Here is a 16,013-nt window from a genome sequence, read left to right as displayed (position 1 = left end):
GGTCAGACCCGCGCCGCCGCCGGAGCGGGATCGGCGTCGCCCTCCTCCGGCAGGAAGCCGGGCAGCCACTCCTCCAGCTCCTCCCGCAGCCGCACCGTGGCGTTCAGCTGGCACAGCACCCCGATGGTGCTCAGCGTCACCCGGTGGATCAGCAGGTACGACGGCGGAAGGTTGAGCTGCTTGCCCAACTGGTGCGCCGGGGAACGCGGATCGGCGATCCGGGCCGCCTGGCCCCGTATCCACTCCCGGGTGAAGGTGAACTCCCCGGCCCGCGCCGGCTCGATGATCGGCAGCAGGTACTCCAGCACCGCGTCCGGATCGAGCTCGATCGTCTCCTTGACGAAGCCCTCCTCGCGGAGCATGTCGTAGACCCCGTCCGCGTCGCCGTCCAGGGTCGTCCTCAGTGCCGCGCCGATGGTGTCCGGCAGACCACCGGGCAGCCGGTCCACCGTCCCGAAGTCCAGCACCCCCAGCCGCAGGCCCGCGGCACGGTCCTCGCCGCTCTCGCCGCTCTCGCCGTCCTGGCCGTCCCGGCCGTCCGGAGCGGGCAGCAGACGGAAGTTCCCGGGGTGCGGATCGGCGTGCAGCAGCCCCGTCCGGGCCGGCCCCGAGAAGAGGAACCGGGCCAGCAGCTGACCGGCGCGGTCCCGCTCCTCCTCCGTACCGTCCGCGATGACCTCCGACAGCGGCGTCCCGTCGATCCACTCCGTCACCAGCACCTGGTCGGACTGGTGCACCACGTCCGGCACCACCACGTCCGGATCGCCGGCGAACTCCTCGGCGTGCGCCCGCTGCGCCTCCGCCTCCAGCTCGTAGTCCAGCTCCTCGGCCACCCGGTCCCGCAGCTCCGCGATCAGCGGCTTGATGTCCATGCCCGGCATCAGCGGCCCCAGCAGCCGGGTGAACCGGCTCAGCTGCGCCAGGTCCGACAGCAGCGCCTCGCCCGCACCCGGATACTGCAGCTTCACCGCGACCTGCCGCCCGTCGTGCCACACCGCCCGGTGCACCTGGCCGATCGACGCGGCCGCCGAGGGCTTCTCGTCGAACTCCAGGAACAGCTCGCGCCACTCCTCGCCGAGCCGCTCCTCCAGCACCGCGTGCACCGTGCGCACCGGCATGGGCGGGGCGGCCTCCTGGAGCTTGGTCAGCGCCGCCCGGTAGGGCCCCGCTATCTCCTCGGGGAGCGCCGACTCGAAGACCGACATCGCCTGCCCGAGCTTCATCGCACCCCCCTTCAGCTCTCCCAGCACGCGGAACAACTGGTCCGCCGTGCGCTGCTGCAGCTCCTTGGCGACGATCTCCGCGGACTTGCCCCCGATCCGCTTGCCGAGACCCCATGTGGCGCGGCCGGCGAAGCCCAGAGGCAACGAGGCCAACTTGACGGTACGGGTGACCGCCTTCCGGGGAAGATCAGACATGCGCCCCTCCAAATCCCAGACTGCCGTGCCGCGTCTGCCAAGGGCGTCGCCTCGTCGGCCGCGGTTACCCAGCCATTGTGTCCTGCCCGCCCGCCGGCACCGAGGCGCGCGCCCCCTCCCCGCGCCCGCTCGCCCCGCAGGGGCAGTCCGCATGCGGCGGCATCCGCTCCGTGCGCCACTCCAGCAACGGCAGCGACACCTCCCAGCGGGCCCCCGTGCTCGTCGGCAGATCACCGTCCAGGAACGCGAGCGCGTGCGCCGCCGCGAGCCCCGCCACCGCCGCCGCCAGCCCCTGGTCGCACGGCGGCACCGCGCTCCGCCGCCCCGACCGCCACTGCGCCAGCATCCGGGGCCACGCCGGGTCCCGGTCGGACCGCTCCAGCTCGACGCACCCGGCGCACGCCGTGCCGCCCGGCAGCACCAGCGGGCCCACCACACCGGTCGCCTCGATCACCCCCGCGTACAGATGAGGGGTGCCCGTGGCCACCCAGCCCTCGGCGGGCACCGGATCGGGGGCGAAGGCCCCCAGCCCGTCCCGCGGAGCCACGACCACCAGGGACAGCCCCGGCTCCGAGCCCGCCGCCCGGGCCGTCCGGGGCACCCGCCCGCCCGGCGCCGACCGCCCCACCAGCCGCCGGGCCGCCGTGTCCCGCCGCTCACCCACCGCCTCCGCCGGCAACCCGCCGGGCGCCACGTCCCACGGCTCCACCCGATCACCGTCCAGCACCTCCACCCGGCCCACCCCCGACGACGACAGCAGCGCCGCGACACCCGCCCCGACCCGCCCCGCGCCCCGCACCTGCACCCGCGTCGCCCGCCGCGCGGCCAGCCGCCGCGCCGCCCCGCCCGGCTCGCGGTGGACCACCGACAGCGACGCCCGGTCGGCGAGCAGCCGCTCCCGCGCGCCGTCCTCCTCCCGCCACCCCGGCGGCCCCGGCCCGCCGGGCGGGTCACCGGCCGTCGCGTCCTCCAGCAGCCCCGCCCCGGCCAGCCGGTCCAGCAGCGCCTCCAGCCGCCCGTCGGGCAACCCGAGCGCCCTCGCCTCCTCCCGCAGCAGCTCCAGCCCCCGGGTGCCGTCGAACAGCCCGAGCAGCGCCCCCGTCACCGTGTCCACCGGCCCGAGCACCACCGCGTGCGCCGGAGCCGCCCCGAACTGCACCGTCTGGAGACTCCTCCAGGCGCGGCGCAGCGCGGGCTTCACCATCGGATGCATCTCCGCCTCCCCGAACCCTCGATCCCCGGCCTTCGATCCCCGAGCCCCGAGCCCCGGAGCCCCGAGCCCCGGAGCCCCGAGCCCCAGAACCCCGAGCCCCAGAACCCCGAGCCCCAGAACCCCGAGCCCCCGATCTCCGGGGCCCTCGATCGTCGATCCTCGATCCCGCGCCGATTCCCGCGATCTTCAGCGGTCTCCCGCGATCTCTCGTGATCTCCTGCGTCAGAATGCCCGGTCCCGCGACGAGCGGCGGAAAGTTGTCCACAGGGCGGCGCATTAATCGTTCAAATGGTGCAGGCTGTGGACGGATCACACGCCAGGCGTTCCGGAGGCGGGACTTCCCCCGCTGACAGCGGGTAACGTCGGGGCGTGCCCGCCGACCCACAGCGCAGACCCGCGAGCGACCCGCCCCGTGGCGCGGGGACGCGGGAGGTCGAGGTCCGCAGAAGTGCCCGGCGCAGCCGGACCGTCTCCGCCTACCGCGAGGGCGACCGGACCGTCGTCCTCATCCCCGCCCGGATGTCCGAGGCGGAGGAGCGGCGCTGGGTGACCATGATGCTGGACAAGCTCGCCGCCCAGGAGAGCAGGCGCACCCTCGGCGACACCGAGCTGGCGGAGCGGGCGGAGCGGCTGTCCGCCCAGTATTTCGAGGGCCACGCCCGGCCCACGTCCGTGCGATGGGTGACCAACCAGAACACCCGGTGGGGCTCGTGCACGCCCGCGGAGGGCAGCATCCGCCTCTCCCACCGCCTTCAGGGCATGCCCGAGTACGTCGTGGACTACGTCCTCGTCCACGAGCTGGCCCACCTTCTCGTCCCCGGACACGGCCCCCGGTTCTGGCGGCTGCTGGAGGCCTACCCGCGCACCGAGCGGGCCCGCGGCTACCTCGAGGGTGTCGTCGCGGCCGGCCGGCTGCCCCACCCGCCGACCGGTCGCGGACAGTGACGACCGCCCCCGGGTGACGCCGGAAGCCGGCAGCACCCGCCGGCGGCCGCCGGCAACCGTGGGATTCACCGATCCTGTACCGAAACCGTCCCGGCTTGGCTCATTGTCATCGCCAGCCGTTAGCCTGGCGCGACGTAATCGAAAATTCGGGATGGGGGACGGTCGTTACGCATGGCCAGGGAATTCCAACGGGGCCACAAGGCCAAGATCAGCGATCTCACACCCGGAACCGATCTGTACGTGGGCGTGCAGATCGCCGCGCCCGGGCTGACCTTCGACATCAGCTGCTTCGGCCTCGACGCCAACGAACAGCTCTCGGACGACCGCTACTTCATCTTCTTCAACCAGCCGAAGTCGCCCGAGGAGTCGATCCAGCTCCTCGGCGCGCAGGCCGGTGACACCGAGTCCTTCCGCGTCACGCTCGACCGCGTCCCGCCGCACATCCACAAGCTGTCCTTCACCGCGACGATCGACGGCGCGGGGCAGATGTCCCAGGTGGGACCCGGCTACCTCCGGATCGTCGCGGGCGGCGAGGAAGTGGCCCGGTACGCCTTCGACGGCTCGGAGTTCAGCACCGAGCGCGCGGTGATGCTCGGCGACTTCTACCTCAAGGACGTCTGGCGGTTCGCCGCCGTGGGCCAGGGCTTCGACGGCGGCCTTGAGGCGCTGCTGAAGAACTTCGGCGGCGAGGTCGCCGAGGAGGAGCAGGCCGCACCGCAGCCGCCGCAGGCGGCGGCACCGGCCTTCGCCCCGCCCCCGTTCGCCGCCCCGCAGGCTCCCGAGCCCGCGCCCGCGGCCCCCCAGGCGCCCCAGCCCGCGCCCTCGTTCGGTGCCCCGCCCGCGCCCGCGCCCGCGCCGCCCGTGCACACCGCGCCGACGCTCGCCGCGCCGCTCACCCCGGTCGCGCCGACGCCGCCCGCCCCGACGCCGGTTCCGCCGGCGCCGGCCGCCCCGTCCCCGTACAGCCAGCAGCCGCCGCACCAGCCGCCGCACCCGCACCAGCCCCACCAGCCGCAGTACGGGCAGGTCCCCGGGCAGACACCGCCGCCGGGCACCCCGCCCTACGGCCAGCAGCCCCCGGCCCCCGGCCCGTACGGGCAGCCGCAGTACGGCCAGCCGTACGGACAGCAGCCGGGCGTGCCCCAGGGCGGGATGCCGCACGGCGTGCCCCAGGGGGCGCCCCAGGGCGGCGCCGGGCTCACGGCCGCGCTCCAGAAGTACCGCGAGACCGCCACCGGCCAGCGCTGGACCCCGCAGAACCAGCAACTCATGCGGGTCGACCTGGCGATGGGCGGCACCCCCGTGCTGGCCCGCCAGGGCAGCATGGTCATGTACCAGGGCAAGGTCGACTTCGGCTACAAGGGCGCCGGATTCTCCGGCCGGGTCGTCGGCAATGCCACCGGCCAGGAGATGCAGCTGATGCGCTGCACCGGACGCGGCCAGGTGTTCCTCGCCGAGAACGGCGCCCATCTGCACCCCATCGAGCTCCAGGGCGACGGCATCTGCGTCTCCGCGGAGAACGTCCTCGCCTTCGACGAGTCGCTCCAGCACGAGGTGCGCCGGATCGAGGGCCACGGCATCCCCGGCGGCGCGCTGTTCACCATGCAGTTCCAGGGCACCGGCACGGTCGTCGTGAAGACCCACGGCGTCCCGGTCGTGCTGCCCGTCACGCCGACGACCTTTGCCGACTGCAACGCCGTCGTCGCCTGGTCGTCCGCCTCCCAGGTGATCCTCTCCAGCCAGGTCCGGCTGCGCCGCAACGCCTACCCCGGCCACAGCGGGGAGACCGTGAACCTCCAGTTCCGGGGCGCCCCCGGCAACTTCATCGTCGTCCAGCCCTACGAGGTCTGAGGGAGCCCGAACCATGACCCAGCAACTCGCGGGCTTCGCCCCGACCCCCGTCGCGGCCAGGATGGAGAACCACGGCCGCCACATGCTCAAGGTGGCCATGGCCTCCGGCCAGGACCTCTACGCCCGGACCGGCTCCGTCGTGTCCTACGAGGGCTTCGTCCAGTACGAGCCCAACCCGCCCGCCGTCCGCCAGATCGCCTCCCAGTGGGTGACCGGCGAGGGCGCCCCCGTCATGAAGTGCTCCGGGGACGGCCTGCTGTACCTCGCGGACTACGGCGCCGACGTCGTGGTGATCAACCTCGACAACGACGCGCTGTCCGTGAACGGCACCAATGTGCTGGCCTTCGACGCCCACCTCCAGTGGGGTGCCGAACGGGTCAAGGGCATGGCCAAGTTCGCCGGACAGGGCCTGTGGAACGTCCAGTTCGCCGGCGCCGGCTGGGTCGCCCTGACCTCGCGCGGCACGCCGATCGTCGTCGACTGCGGCCGGGGCGAGGACGAGACGTACGTCGACCCCGACGCGCTCGTCGCCTGGTCGCCCGCGCTCAAGATCAAGGGCAAGCGCAGCTTCAAGGCCTCCTCCCTGATCGGGCGGGGCAGCGGAGAGGCGTACCAGATGGCCTTCTCGGGACAGGGCATCGTCGTCGTACAGCCGAGCGAGGACAGCACGGACCGCCTGCGGATCCGGGGCTGAGGGGGAGCGAGAACACACCATGCAGAGCCCGCTTTTCAGCCACACCGAACAGCAGAGCCAGGAGCGGTACGCCGTGCAGAACCCGCAGCTCCTGCGGGTCGCCCTCACCGGCCACGACGACGTCCTCGCCCGCAAGGGCGCCATGGTCGCGTACCAGGGGCTCATCGACTTCGACGGCGAGTACCAGAACAACAGCCAGCGCCGCGCCCGCGCCAACACCGGTGAGGGCCTGGACCTGATGCGCTGCTCCGGGCAGGGGACCGTGTACTTCGCCAACCTGGCGCAGTACATCCACGTCGTGGACGTGGACCAGGAGGGCCTCACCGTGGACAGCGCCTATGTCCTGGCGCTGGACTCCACCCTGCACACCGAGGTGATCGCCGTGGACAGCCAGTACGGTATCTCCGGCTCCGGCAAGTACCAGCTGAACATCTCCGGCCGGGGCAAGGTGGCCCTGATGACGTCCGGCCAGCCGCTGATGATGCACATCACGCCCGACAAGTACGTCAATGTGGACGCCGACGCGATCGTCGCCTGGTCCACGGCGCTGCGCGTCCAGATGCAGGCCCAGACGCACTCGTCCAACGTCCGCCGCCGCCGGGGCAGCACCGGCGAGGGCTGGGAGCTGAGCTTCCTCGGCGAGGGCTTCGCGCTGGTCCAGCCCAGCGAGGTCATGCCCCCGCAGAACGCGCAGATCGGCCAGGGCGTCGGCGCGCAGTTCGGCGTCGGCCAGCAGGGCGCGCGCGCCCAGAACCAGAACAACGCCTGGAACTGATCCGGGTACGGGTAAGGGGCGGTCGCCATGGCGACCGCCCCTTACCCGTGGGCCCGTGGGCCGCGCACCCGTGCGTCAGAGCGACGCGCGAGCCGCTTCCACCAGCCGTACCACCGACGCGTCGGCCACGGCCGGCACCTCGTCGTACCCGAACCAGCGCAGGTCCAGCGACTCGTCGCTGATCGCCGCCACCGCGTCCGGCGGCGCGACCGCCACGTACTGCACGTCCAGGTGCCAGTGGCAGGGCGCCGGGATGGGGTGCCGGTCCAGCCGGGCAGGGCCGCCCGCCAGGAGCGTCAGGCCGCCGATCCCGGACTCCTCCGTCGCCTCGCGCAGCGCCGCCCCGGCGACCGTCTCGTCACCCGGCTCGCAGTGGCCGCCCATCTGCAGCCACATGTTCAGCTTCCGGTGCAGGGTCAGCAGCACCCGGCCGCGGCCCGGGTCGACCACCAGGGCGCTGGCCGTCAGGTGCCCGGACCCGCACGCCTTCCACATGCCGTCCGGGTGGGCGGCCAGGTGGTCGAGGTAGACCCGGCGCAGCTCCGCCTGGTCCCCGGACCCTTCGTACCCCTTCAGGACGAGGGTGGCGTCGTCGTGCAGGCTCACCGGTCGGACTCGTCCTGACCCTCGCCCTTGTCCTGCTCGCCGCGCCGGTCGTCCGGCTCGTCGCTCCCGGTCCGCTCGCCGCCCTGGCCGCGCTTGCCGCCGGCGGCCTCGCCCAGCATCTTGTCCAGCTCGGAGAAGTCCAGGTGCTCGCGGTGGACGAAGCCGTCCGGGTCGTCCAGGTCGGACGCGGTCGGCAGCATGTCCGGGTGCTCCCACAGACCGTCGCGGCCGTCCACCCCGCGCGCGTCCGTGAGCGACGCCCACAGCCGCGAGGCGTCCCGCAGCCGGCGCGGCCGCAGCTCCAGCCCGATCAGCGTGGCGAAGGTCTGCTCGGCCGGGCCGCCCGAGGCGCGCCGCCGGCGCAGCGTCTCACGCAGCGCGTCGGCCGAGGTCAGCCGGGTCTTGGCGGCCTCGTGCACCACCGCGTCCACCCAGCCCTCGACCAGCGCCAGCGCCGTCTCCAGGCGGGCCAGCGCGGCCTTCTGCTCCGGCGTGTCCTCCGGCTGGAACATGCCCTGCTGAAGGGCCTCCTGCAGCTGCTCCGGGTTGGACGGGTCGAGCCCGCCGACCGCGTCCTCCAGCTTGCTGGTGTCGACCTTGATCCCGCGCGCATACCCCTCGACCGCGCCGAACAGGTGCGAGCGCAGCCACGGCACATGCGCGAAGAGCCGCTGGTGGGCGGCCTCCCGCAGGGCCAGGTACAGCCGCACCTCGTCCTGCGCCACGCCCAGGTCCTTGCCGAAGGCCGCCATGTTCAGCGGGAGCAGCGCGGCCTTCCCCGCCGGGCCCAGCGGCAGACCGACATCGGTCGAGCCGACCACCTCACCGGCCAGGACGCCCACGGCCTGCCCGATCTGCTGGCCGAACATGGCGCCGCCCATGGAGCGCATCATGCCGATCAGCGGGCCCGCCATGGCCTGCATCTCCTCGGGCAGGACGTCGCCCATCGCCGCGCCGACCTGCTCGGCGACCGGGTCGACCAGCTGCTGCCAGGCCGGCAGCGTCGCCTCGACCCACTCCGCGCGGCTCCACGCCACCGCCGTGCTCGCGCCCGAGGGCAGCGACGTCACGCCGTCCAGCCACAGGTCGGCCAGGCGCACGGCCTCCTCGACCGCGGCCCGCTCGGCCGGGCCGACGCTGGCGTCCTTGGTGCCGTCGGACGTGCCCTGCGCGACCGTCTGGCGGGCGATCTGCTTGGCCATGTCCCAGTTGACGGGACCGCCCTCGTAGCTCAGCATCTGGCCGAGCTGCTGGAAGGCCGCCCCCAGGTCCGTGGGGTTCAGGGACCCGAACATCGCGGCGAACGGATTGTCGGCGCCCCCCGGCATGCCCGGCATGCCGCCGAACCCGAACGGGTCGCCACCGGCACCCTTGCCACCTTCGGCAGGTCCCTTCTTCTTGCCCTCGTCGCCGTCCTCCGGCTCCTCCGGCGGAAGGCCGAATCCGAATGGGGTGTCACTCACGGGGTTCCTCGGCTCGTAGGGCCGCCGGCTTCCTGCCGGCGGCGGCTGCCCGACAACACCACCAGCGTAGACATCCGAACCGGATACGGGCTCGGTGCTCCACCGGCTCATGGCCTGCGGCAGGATGGACGCCACCTGGTACGTACGCGTCATACACGTACGTACTGAAGACAACCGCTGGAGACGCCCGGTGAGTTCCCCAGATCCGCAGGTTCGCCCGACGCAGAGCACCGAAGTTCGCCAGGGGCGAAACAGCCCGCCCCCGTCCGCAGGCCGCGGCCCCGTCGTCGCGGTCACCGGTGCCGCGTCCGGCATCGGAGACCTGCTCGTCCGGCGCCTGGCCGCGTCGGAGGAGGTCAAGCAGCTCATCGCCATCGACGAGCGCAGGGGCGAGGTCTCCGAGGCGCAGTGGCACATCCTCGACGTACGGGACCCGGCCATCGCCGAGAAGCTGCGCGGCGCCGACGTCGTGGTGCACCTCGCGCTCGATCTCGACCTGGAGACCGACGCGGCCGCCCGTACCGCCTACAACGTCCGCGGGACGCAGACCGTGCTCACCGCGGCGGCCGCCGCGGGCGTGCACCGGGTGGTGCTGTGCACCTCCGCCATGGTGTACGGAGCACTCCCCGACAACGACATCCCGCTCTCGGAGGACGCCGAGCTGCGGGCCACCGCCGAGGCCACCGGCGTGGGCGACCTGCTGGAGATCGAACGGCTCGCGCGCCGGGCGCCCCGCGCGCACCCCGGCCTGAACGTCACCGTCGTGCGCCCCGCCCTGCTGGTGGGCGGCACGGACACCGCGCTGACGCGCTACTTCGAGTCGCCCCGGCTGCTGGTGGTCGCCGGATCCCGGCCCGCCTGGCAGTTCTGCCACGTCGAGGACCTGGTCAGCGCGCTGGAGTACGCGGCCCTGGAGAAGGTCGAGGGCGAGTTCGCGGTCGGCTGCGACGGCTGGCTGGAGCAGGAGGAGGTCGAGGAGCTCAGCGGGATCCGCCGCATGGAGCTGCCCTCCGCGGTGGCCCTCGGCGCGGCGGCCCGGCTCCACAGGATCGGGCTCACCCCGTCACCGGCCGGGGACCTCGCCTACACGATGCACCCGTGGGTGGTCAGCGTCGGGCGGCTGCACGACGCGGGCTGGCGGCCGGAGTGGACCAACGAGGAGGTCCTCGCCGCGCTGCTGGAGGAGGTCGAGGGCCGCCACACGGTCGCCGGCCGCCGTCTGGGCCGCAAGGACGCCACCGCCGCGGGCGCCGCGGGCGCGACGGTCGCCCTCCTCGGCACGGCCGCGCTGGTCCGCCGCGCCCGCAAGCGCCGGGGCCTGTAGCGGCCGGCGTCGTAGGAGGCTCCAACGCGCGCGTGGCCGGGCCGGTCGAAAACGCTATTCCGGGATGTCCGCGGCGTGCGGCACGATGGCTGCATGGCACCCACGTACGACCACCCCGGCGAGCGGGCCGCGGCGGACCCGATCCGGCTGCTGGCGATCCGTGACACACCGCTCTCCCTCGACGAGGTCTTCCGGGCGGTCGGCGACGACGCCGCCGGCGGCACGGCCCTCTTCGTGGGCACCGTGCGCAACCACGACGGGGGCGCCGACGTCGACGCCCTCGGGTACTCCAGCCACCCCACGGCCGAGGCGGAGCTGCGCCGGGTCGCCGAGAAGGTCGTCGCCGACCACCCGGTCCGCGCCCTCGCCGCCGTCCACCGGGTGGGCGACCTGGCCGTCGGCGATCTCGCGGTGGTCGTCGCCGTGTCCTGCCCGCACCGCGCGGAAGCCTTCGCCGCGTGCCGGAAGCTGATCGACGACCTCAAGCACGAGGTGCCGATCTGGAAGCACCAGCGCTTCTCCGACGGCACCGAGGAGTGGGTGGGCGCCTGCTGAGCGCGCCCATCCCGGCCCGGACCGTTCCGTACGGTGGGCAGGCGTCCGATTTGCGTAACCGGACCCCGGGCACGAGCGTTGATACGGCGGATGGTTAATCTGCTGATCAGTCAGTGCGTCGAGCTCATGGGGATGGGAGGTCGCGATGGCCGTTCTCGCCTGGTTGATGATTCCGCTCTTCGCCGCCATCGGTGCGGCGATATGGGGCGGCTGGGCCTCTCGGGACCGTACGACCGGCGACGTGGCCGAGCTGGCGGGCTATGCGCGCTTCCGCGAGGTGATGGAGAAGTCCCACTCCGGTGGCGGTACCGCCTGACGCCCCCGGGCCCCGGACGGCCCGGCCCCGGGAGTGCACGGACGGGCGCGTCCCGTACTGTCGTTCCATGCCACGCCGCACCGCGACGATGCTCGCCTCGACCCTCGTCCTCATCGCGCTGCTCTGCGCGGGAGTCTTCTTCCGGGTGCCCTACGCGGAGATGAGCCCGGGACCGACGGTCAACACGCTCGGCGAGGCCGACGGCGAACCGGTGCTCCAGATCTCCGGCCACAAGACCTACCCCGCCTCCGGGCACCTCAACATGACCACGGTCAGGGTCACCGGTGCGGACTACAGGATGAACCTGGTCGAGGCGGTCTACGGATGGCTCTCCCACGACAGCGTCGTGGTGCCGCACGACACGCTCTATCCGAACGGCAAGACCGAGGAGGAGTCGACCCAGGAGAACGCCGAGGAGTTCAGCCAGTCCCAGGAGAGCGCCAAGACCGCCGCCCTGACCCAGCTGGGCATCCCCGTCGCCTCCCGTGTGGTCGTCTCGTCCGTCCAGAAGGACAGCCCCGCCGAGGGCACCCTGCACGCGGGCGACGTCATCAAGGCCGTGGACGGTACGGCGGTCAAGGCGCCCGAGGACGTGGCGAAGCTGGTCACCCGGCACAAGCCCACCGAGAAGGTCGTCTTCACCATCGTCCCCGCCAAGGAGGCCGCCGCGGCCGAGAAGGCCGGCCGGGCGCCCGCCACGACCGAGCGGATCACCCTCACCACCCGGACGTCCGACGAGGGCGACCGGGCGATCGTCGGCATCCAGGCCGGGACCGACCACACCTTCCCGTTCCACATCGACATCAAGCTCGCCGACGTCGGCGGGCCCAGCGCCGGGCTGATGTTCTCGCTGGGCATCGTCGACAAGCTGACCCCGGGCGACCTGACCGGCGGCTCGTTCGTCGCCGGCACCGGCACCATCGACGACAAGGGCAAGGTCGGCCCCATCGGCGGCATCGACATGAAGCTGGTGGGCGCCCGCAACGCCGGTGCCCGCTACTTCCTGACCCCCGCCGACAACTGCGCCGCCGCCGCGTCGGACACCCCCGACGGGCTCACCCTGGTCAGGGTGGACACGATCAAGGACGCGGTGTCCTCGCTGGAGAAGATCCGCAAGGGCGTCACCACCGGCCTGCCGAGCTGCTCCGCGGGCCGCTGACCCGCGGAGCGCAGCGCCGGCCGGACTGCCGCGTCAGGACTCGAATGTGGCCGCCAGTGCCTCGGCCAGGCCCGGGACGAGGTCCGAGCCGGTGAGGACCTCGGTGGGGGAGTCCTTCTCCCGCAGCCGCAGCGCCGACTCACGGGCGCCGTCGCGCAGCACCGCCACCGTCATGCGCACCTCCTGCCGGTCCGGGTGGGCGGCGACCCAGGAGGCCAGGCCCGCCTCGTCCAGGCCCTCCGGGACGGACGCCTCGGCGGACGGCGGGAGCATCAGCCGCTCCACCGTCATGGCGCAGCCCGCCACGGCGTCCGGCCAGGCGATGGTGCCGAGGAACTCGTCGAGCGGCCGGCCGGCCGGGATCTCGTCCTGCTCGATCGGGGTGAGCGGTGCGGCGGCCTCGCCGTCGTCGAGCCCGAGCTGGGCGGCGAGCCCCGGCTCCTGCGTGCGCAGCCGCGCGGTGTCGACGAGGGCGAAGAGCCGGGCCGGCTGGTCCCAGCCCAGGCCGGAGGCGTACTCGTCGATCTCGAGCACCGCGCGGGTCAGCGGGCCGGCGGCCATCGGGGGCCCCGAGGGGGAAACGTTGGACATGGGCAATATCCTGCCTCCTTTCGACCCGGAGACGGGAACTGGGTAAAGCCTCAGTAAGTTCTACCAGTGGGCTCTGCCATCACTGGGCCTGTTTCACCACACGACCGCGAACTCGAGGGGCGCACGTTGGCTTTCCAGATGCCGGACCGCGGCGGAGGCCCGACCGGGCCACGGATCAGAGTCGGCCGGCCCTCCCGGCGGGCCCGCACCCTGCTCATGACACTGGGCGTGCTGGCCGTGCTGGCCATGCTCTTCGTCATGTTCGCCGGGTTCTGGACGGACTGGCTCTGGTACCGGTCCGTCGACTACTCGTCCGTCTTCACCACGACCCTGTGGACCAAGATCGGACTGTTCGCCGTCTTCGGCCTGCTGATGGCCCTGGCGGTAGGACTGAACATCTGGCTCGCGCACCGGCTGCGCCCGCCGCTCAGCGCCATGTCGCTGGAGCAGCAGAGCCTGGACCGCTACCGGATGGGCCTGGCCCCGTACAAGAAGTGGGTGCTGCTGGCGATCACGGCCCTGGTCGGCCTGATCGCCGGTGCCTCGGCCTCCGGCCAGTGGCGCACCTGGCTGATGTGGGTCAACGGCGTGCCCTTCGGGCAGAAGGACCCGCAGTTCGGCCTCGACGTGTCGTTCTTCGCGTTCGACCTGCCGTGGTACCGGTTCCTGCTCGGCTTCGGCTTCGCCGCGACCGTGCTGTCCCTGATCGCCGCCGCCCTGACGCACTACCTGTACGGCGGGCTGCGGGTCACCAGCCCCGGCGCGCGTGCGACCGCCGCGGCGACCGGGCACCTGTCCGTCCTGCTCGGCGTCTTCGTCTCGCTGAAGGCCGTCGCGTACTGGCTCGACCGGTACGGCCTGGCGGTCAAGTCCAGCGACTTCAAGGCGACGGGCAACTGGACGGGCCTGCGGTACGTGGACGCCAACGCCTACCTGCCGGCGAAGACCATCCTCTTCTGCATCGCCGCGATCTGCGCCGTGCTGTTCTTCGCGACGCTCTGGCGCCGCACCTGGCAGCTCCCGGTGATCGGCTTCGGCCTGATGGTCCTGTCGGCGATCCTGATCGGCGGGCTCTACCCGGCGATCGTGCAGAAGTTCCAGGTCCAGCCGAACGAGCAGGCCAAGGAAGCGCCGTACATCGAGAAGAACATCGAGGCGACCCGCAAGGCGTACGACATCGACCGGACGAAGGCGGAGAACTACTCCGGCAAGTCCACGGTCAAGGCGAAGGACAAGCTGCGGGCGGACTCCGACGCGGCCGCCAGCTACCGGCTCGTCGACCCCAACATCGTGTCGCCGACCTTCCAGCAGCTGGAGCAGCGGCGGAAGTACTACCAGTTCCCGACCACGCTCGACGTCGACCGGTACCAGGGCAAGGACACGGTCATCGGTCTGCGTGAGCTGAACATCAAGGGCATCCCGAAGCGGAACTGGATCAACGACCACTTCACGTACACCCACGGTTATGGCGCGATCATGGCCACGGGCACGGCGACGGACGCCAACGGCTCCCCGATCTTCACCGAGTCCGGGCTGCCGACCACCGGCCAGACCCCCAAGTACGAGCAGCGGATCTACTACGGCGAGAAGACCGAGCAGTACTCGATCGTCGGCGGGCCGCAGAAGGAGCTCGACTACGAGGAGAACGGCGAGAAGACCACCAGCTACAAGGGCAAGAGCGGGGTCAACCTCTCCAACACCTTCAACCGGGCCGCGTACGCGGTGGCGTTCAGCGAGCCGCAGATCCTGTACTCCGGCGCCATCGGTGACGGTTCCCGGATCCTCTACAACCGCACGCCCAAGCAGCGGGTGGAGGCGGTCGCGCCCTGGCTGACCATCGACGGCGACGCCTACCCGGCGGTGATCGACGGCCGCATCCAGTGGATCGTGGACGCCTACACCACCACCAACGGCTACCCGTACGCGTCCCGTACGACGCTGGGGGACACCACCACGGACTCGCTCACGGCCAACAACCAGACGCGTGCGGTGGTCGCCCAGCAGAACCAGGTCAACTACATCCGCAACTCGGTGAAGGCCACCGTCGACGCGTACGACGGCACGGTCAAGCTGTACCAGTGGGACACCGAGGACCCGGTCCTCAAGACCTGGATGAAGGCGTTCCCCGGCACGGTCGAGCCCAAGAGCGCCATCAAGGCCGACCTGCGCGAGCACCTGCGCTACCCGCAGGACATGTTCAAGGTCCAGCGCGAGCTGCTGACCCGCTACCACGTGCAGAACGCCGCCCAGTTCTACAGCGGCAGTGACGCCTGGCAGGTGCCGGACGACCCGACCAACAAGAACGGCAACGCGGTTCCGCCGTACTACCTGAGCCTGAAGATGCCGGGGGAGACGCAGCAGCAGTTCTCGCTGACGACGACCTTCACCCCCAACGGCCGGCCCAACCTGGGTGCCTTCATGGCGGTCGACGCCGACGCCAACAGCAAGGACTACGGCAAGATCAGACTCCTGAGGGTCACTTCGGACGTGCCGGGACCGGCGCAGGTGCAGAACAAGCTCAACAGCCTGCCCTCCGTCGCCCAGTTCGTCCGCGACCTCAAGGGCGCCGACTCCGACATCCAGTACGGCAACCTGCTGACGGTGCCGCTGGACGGCGGCTTCCTGTACGTGGAGCCGATCTACGCACAGGGCCGCAACGCGCTCTATCCGCTGCTGCGGAAGGTCGCCGTGTCGTACGTGGACGCGGACCAGCCGGCGGGCGACACCACCAAGGACACCACGGTGTTCGAGGACACCCTCGCCCAGGCGCTGAACACGGTGTTCGGCGTGGACGGCGAGACGCCCACCACACCGCCGCCGAGCGACCCGACCAAGCCGCCGCCCACCGGCGAGGCCGCGCTCGCGGCCGCCATCGCCGACGCGCAGAAGGCGTTCGCGGACAGTGAGGCGGCGCTGAAGAAGGGCGACTGGACGGCCTACGGCAAGGCGCAGGACGAACTGGCGGCGGCCCTGCAGCGGGTCGCCGACGCGGACGCCCAGCGCAAGGCCGACGGCGGGAAGAACGCCGACAAGCCCGCGGCCGGTGCGGAGAAGCCCCCGGCCGGTGAGGCCGAGCCCGCCCCGGCAGGCTGACTCCGGTCCT

The 16,013-nt window shown here is 72.3% G+C and carries 14 protein-coding genes; 9 read left to right on the top strand and 5 right to left on the bottom strand.

The window, feature by feature from the left end; translation table 11 throughout:
* Positions 1-2: 2 nt before the first annotated feature.
* On the bottom strand, positions 3-1,418 hold the full coding sequence (locus ACF08D_RS12915) for an ABC1 kinase family protein (RefSeq protein ID WP_392222645.1): 1,416 nt from the start codon (positions 1,416-1,418) through the stop codon (positions 3-5).
* Between the two features lie 64 nt (positions 1,419-1,482).
* On the bottom strand, positions 1,483-2,631 hold the full coding sequence (locus tag ACF08D_RS12910; RefSeq protein ID WP_392222644.1) for a ThiF family adenylyltransferase: 1,149 nt from the start codon (positions 2,629-2,631) through the stop codon (positions 1,483-1,485).
* Positions 2,632-3,000: 369 nt separating this feature from the next.
* Here ACF08D_RS12910 and ACF08D_RS12905 point away from each other — a divergent pair, with 369 nt between their 5' ends.
* The 4 genes from ACF08D_RS12905 to ACF08D_RS12890 all read left to right on the top strand — a co-directional run bounded on the left by ACF08D_RS12905 (position 3,001) and on the right by ACF08D_RS12890 (position 6,896).
* On the top strand, positions 3,001-3,576 hold the full coding sequence (locus tag ACF08D_RS12905; protein WP_392222643.1) for a M48 family metallopeptidase: 576 nt from the start codon (positions 3,001-3,003) through the stop codon (positions 3,574-3,576).
* A 171-nt stretch (positions 3,577-3,747) separates the two neighbouring features.
* Complete coding sequence (locus tag ACF08D_RS12900) at positions 3,748-5,427, top strand: TerD family protein (protein WP_392222642.1); 1,680 nt, start codon at positions 3,748-3,750, stop codon at positions 5,425-5,427.
* Between the two features lie 13 nt (positions 5,428-5,440).
* Positions 5,441-6,121 carry an AIM24 family protein gene (locus tag ACF08D_RS12895; protein ID WP_392222641.1) on the top strand — a complete coding sequence of 227 codons (681 nt, stop codon included), beginning with the start codon at positions 5,441-5,443 and terminating at the stop codon, positions 6,119-6,121.
* A 19-nt stretch (positions 6,122-6,140) separates the two neighbouring features.
* Positions 6,141-6,896: an AIM24 family protein gene (locus tag ACF08D_RS12890; RefSeq protein ID WP_392222640.1), complete on the top strand. Its 756-nt coding sequence runs from the start codon at positions 6,141-6,143 to the stop codon at positions 6,894-6,896.
* A gap of 75 nt (positions 6,897-6,971) precedes the next feature.
* Here ACF08D_RS12890 and ACF08D_RS12885 read toward each other — a convergent pair whose 3' ends face one another.
* On the bottom strand, positions 6,972-7,502 hold the full coding sequence (locus ACF08D_RS12885; RefSeq protein WP_392222639.1) for an NUDIX hydrolase: 531 nt from the start codon (positions 7,500-7,502) through the stop codon (positions 6,972-6,974).
* A complete protein-coding gene (locus ACF08D_RS12880) occupies positions 7,499-8,965 on the bottom strand; it encodes a zinc-dependent metalloprotease (RefSeq protein ID WP_392222638.1) in 1,467 nt (488 codons plus the stop codon). Before ACF08D_RS12880 ends, ACF08D_RS12885 begins: the two co-directional genes overlap by 4 nt.
* Positions 8,966-9,155: 190 nt before the next feature.
* On the opposite strand from ACF08D_RS12880, the gene ACF08D_RS12875 reads away from it, so the two are divergent.
* The 4 genes from ACF08D_RS12875 to ACF08D_RS12860 all read left to right on the top strand — a co-directional run bounded on the left by ACF08D_RS12875 (position 9,156) and on the right by ACF08D_RS12860 (position 12,319).
* Entirely contained in the window at positions 9,156-10,289 is a 1,134-nt protein-coding gene (locus tag ACF08D_RS12875; RefSeq protein WP_392222637.1) for an SDR family oxidoreductase, read from the top strand.
* A gap of 93 nt (positions 10,290-10,382) precedes the next feature.
* Positions 10,383-10,844 carry a molybdenum cofactor biosynthesis protein MoaE gene (locus tag ACF08D_RS12870; RefSeq protein ID WP_392222636.1) on the top strand — a complete coding sequence of 154 codons (462 nt, stop codon included), beginning with the start codon at positions 10,383-10,385 and terminating at the stop codon, positions 10,842-10,844.
* Positions 10,845-10,989: 145 nt separating this feature from the next.
* Positions 10,990-11,160, top strand: coding sequence for a hypothetical protein (locus tag ACF08D_RS12865; protein WP_392222635.1), 171 nt, complete (start codon positions 10,990-10,992; stop codon positions 11,158-11,160).
* A 67-nt stretch (positions 11,161-11,227) separates the two neighbouring features.
* The gene (locus ACF08D_RS12860; RefSeq protein ID WP_392222634.1) at positions 11,228-12,319 is read left to right on the top strand and encodes a PDZ domain-containing protein; all 1,092 of its coding nucleotides are present in this window, start codon (positions 11,228-11,230) and stop codon (positions 12,317-12,319) included.
* A 33-nt stretch (positions 12,320-12,352) separates the two neighbouring features.
* Here the strand turns inward: ACF08D_RS12860 and ACF08D_RS12855 are convergent, their stop codons facing one another.
* Complete coding sequence (locus ACF08D_RS12855; protein WP_392222633.1) at positions 12,353-12,910, bottom strand: PPA1309 family protein; 558 nt, start codon at positions 12,908-12,910, stop codon at positions 12,353-12,355.
* Between the two features lie 138 nt (positions 12,911-13,048).
* Here ACF08D_RS12855 and ACF08D_RS12850 point away from each other — a divergent pair, with 138 nt between their 5' ends.
* Complete coding sequence (locus ACF08D_RS12850; RefSeq protein WP_392223181.1) at positions 13,049-16,003, top strand: UPF0182 family protein; 2,955 nt, start codon at positions 13,049-13,051, stop codon at positions 16,001-16,003.
* Positions 16,004-16,013: the final 10 nt, after the last annotated feature.

The sequence above is a fragment of the Streptomyces sp. NPDC015131 genome (assembly GCF_043079975.1).
In the GTDB taxonomy this organism is placed as follows: domain Bacteria; phylum Actinomycetota; class Actinomycetes; order Streptomycetales; family Streptomycetaceae; genus Streptomyces.
Note: the sequence above shows the minus strand (reverse complement) of the source record. Positions and strands in the feature narration are given on the sequence as shown.

Coding starts and splice junctions, on each gene's coding strand:
- ACF08D_RS12910 (WP_392222644.1), bottom strand. CDS start 2,631: ATGCATCCGATGGTGAAGCCCGCGCTGCGCCGCGCCTGGAGGAGTCTC.
- ACF08D_RS12855 (WP_392222633.1), bottom strand. CDS start 12,910: ATGTCCAACGTTTCCCCCTCGGGGCCCCCGATGGCCGCCGGCCCGCTG.
- ACF08D_RS12915 (WP_392222645.1), bottom strand. CDS start 1,418: ATGTCTGATCTTCCCCGGAAGGCGGTCACCCGTACCGTCAAGTTGGCC.
- ACF08D_RS12860 (WP_392222634.1), top strand. CDS start 11,228: ATGCCACGCCGCACCGCGACGATGCTCGCCTCGACCCTCGTCCTCATC.
- ACF08D_RS12890 (WP_392222640.1), top strand. CDS start 6,141: ATGCAGAGCCCGCTTTTCAGCCACACCGAACAGCAGAGCCAGGAGCGG.
- ACF08D_RS12865 (WP_392222635.1), top strand. CDS start 10,990: ATGGCCGTTCTCGCCTGGTTGATGATTCCGCTCTTCGCCGCCATCGGT.
- ACF08D_RS12895 (WP_392222641.1), top strand. CDS start 5,441: ATGACCCAGCAACTCGCGGGCTTCGCCCCGACCCCCGTCGCGGCCAGG.
- ACF08D_RS12850 (WP_392223181.1), top strand. CDS start 13,049: ATGCCGGACCGCGGCGGAGGCCCGACCGGGCCACGGATCAGAGTCGGC.
- ACF08D_RS12900 (WP_392222642.1), top strand. CDS start 3,748: ATGGCCAGGGAATTCCAACGGGGCCACAAGGCCAAGATCAGCGATCTC.
- ACF08D_RS12870 (WP_392222636.1), top strand. CDS start 10,383: ATGGCACCCACGTACGACCACCCCGGCGAGCGGGCCGCGGCGGACCCG.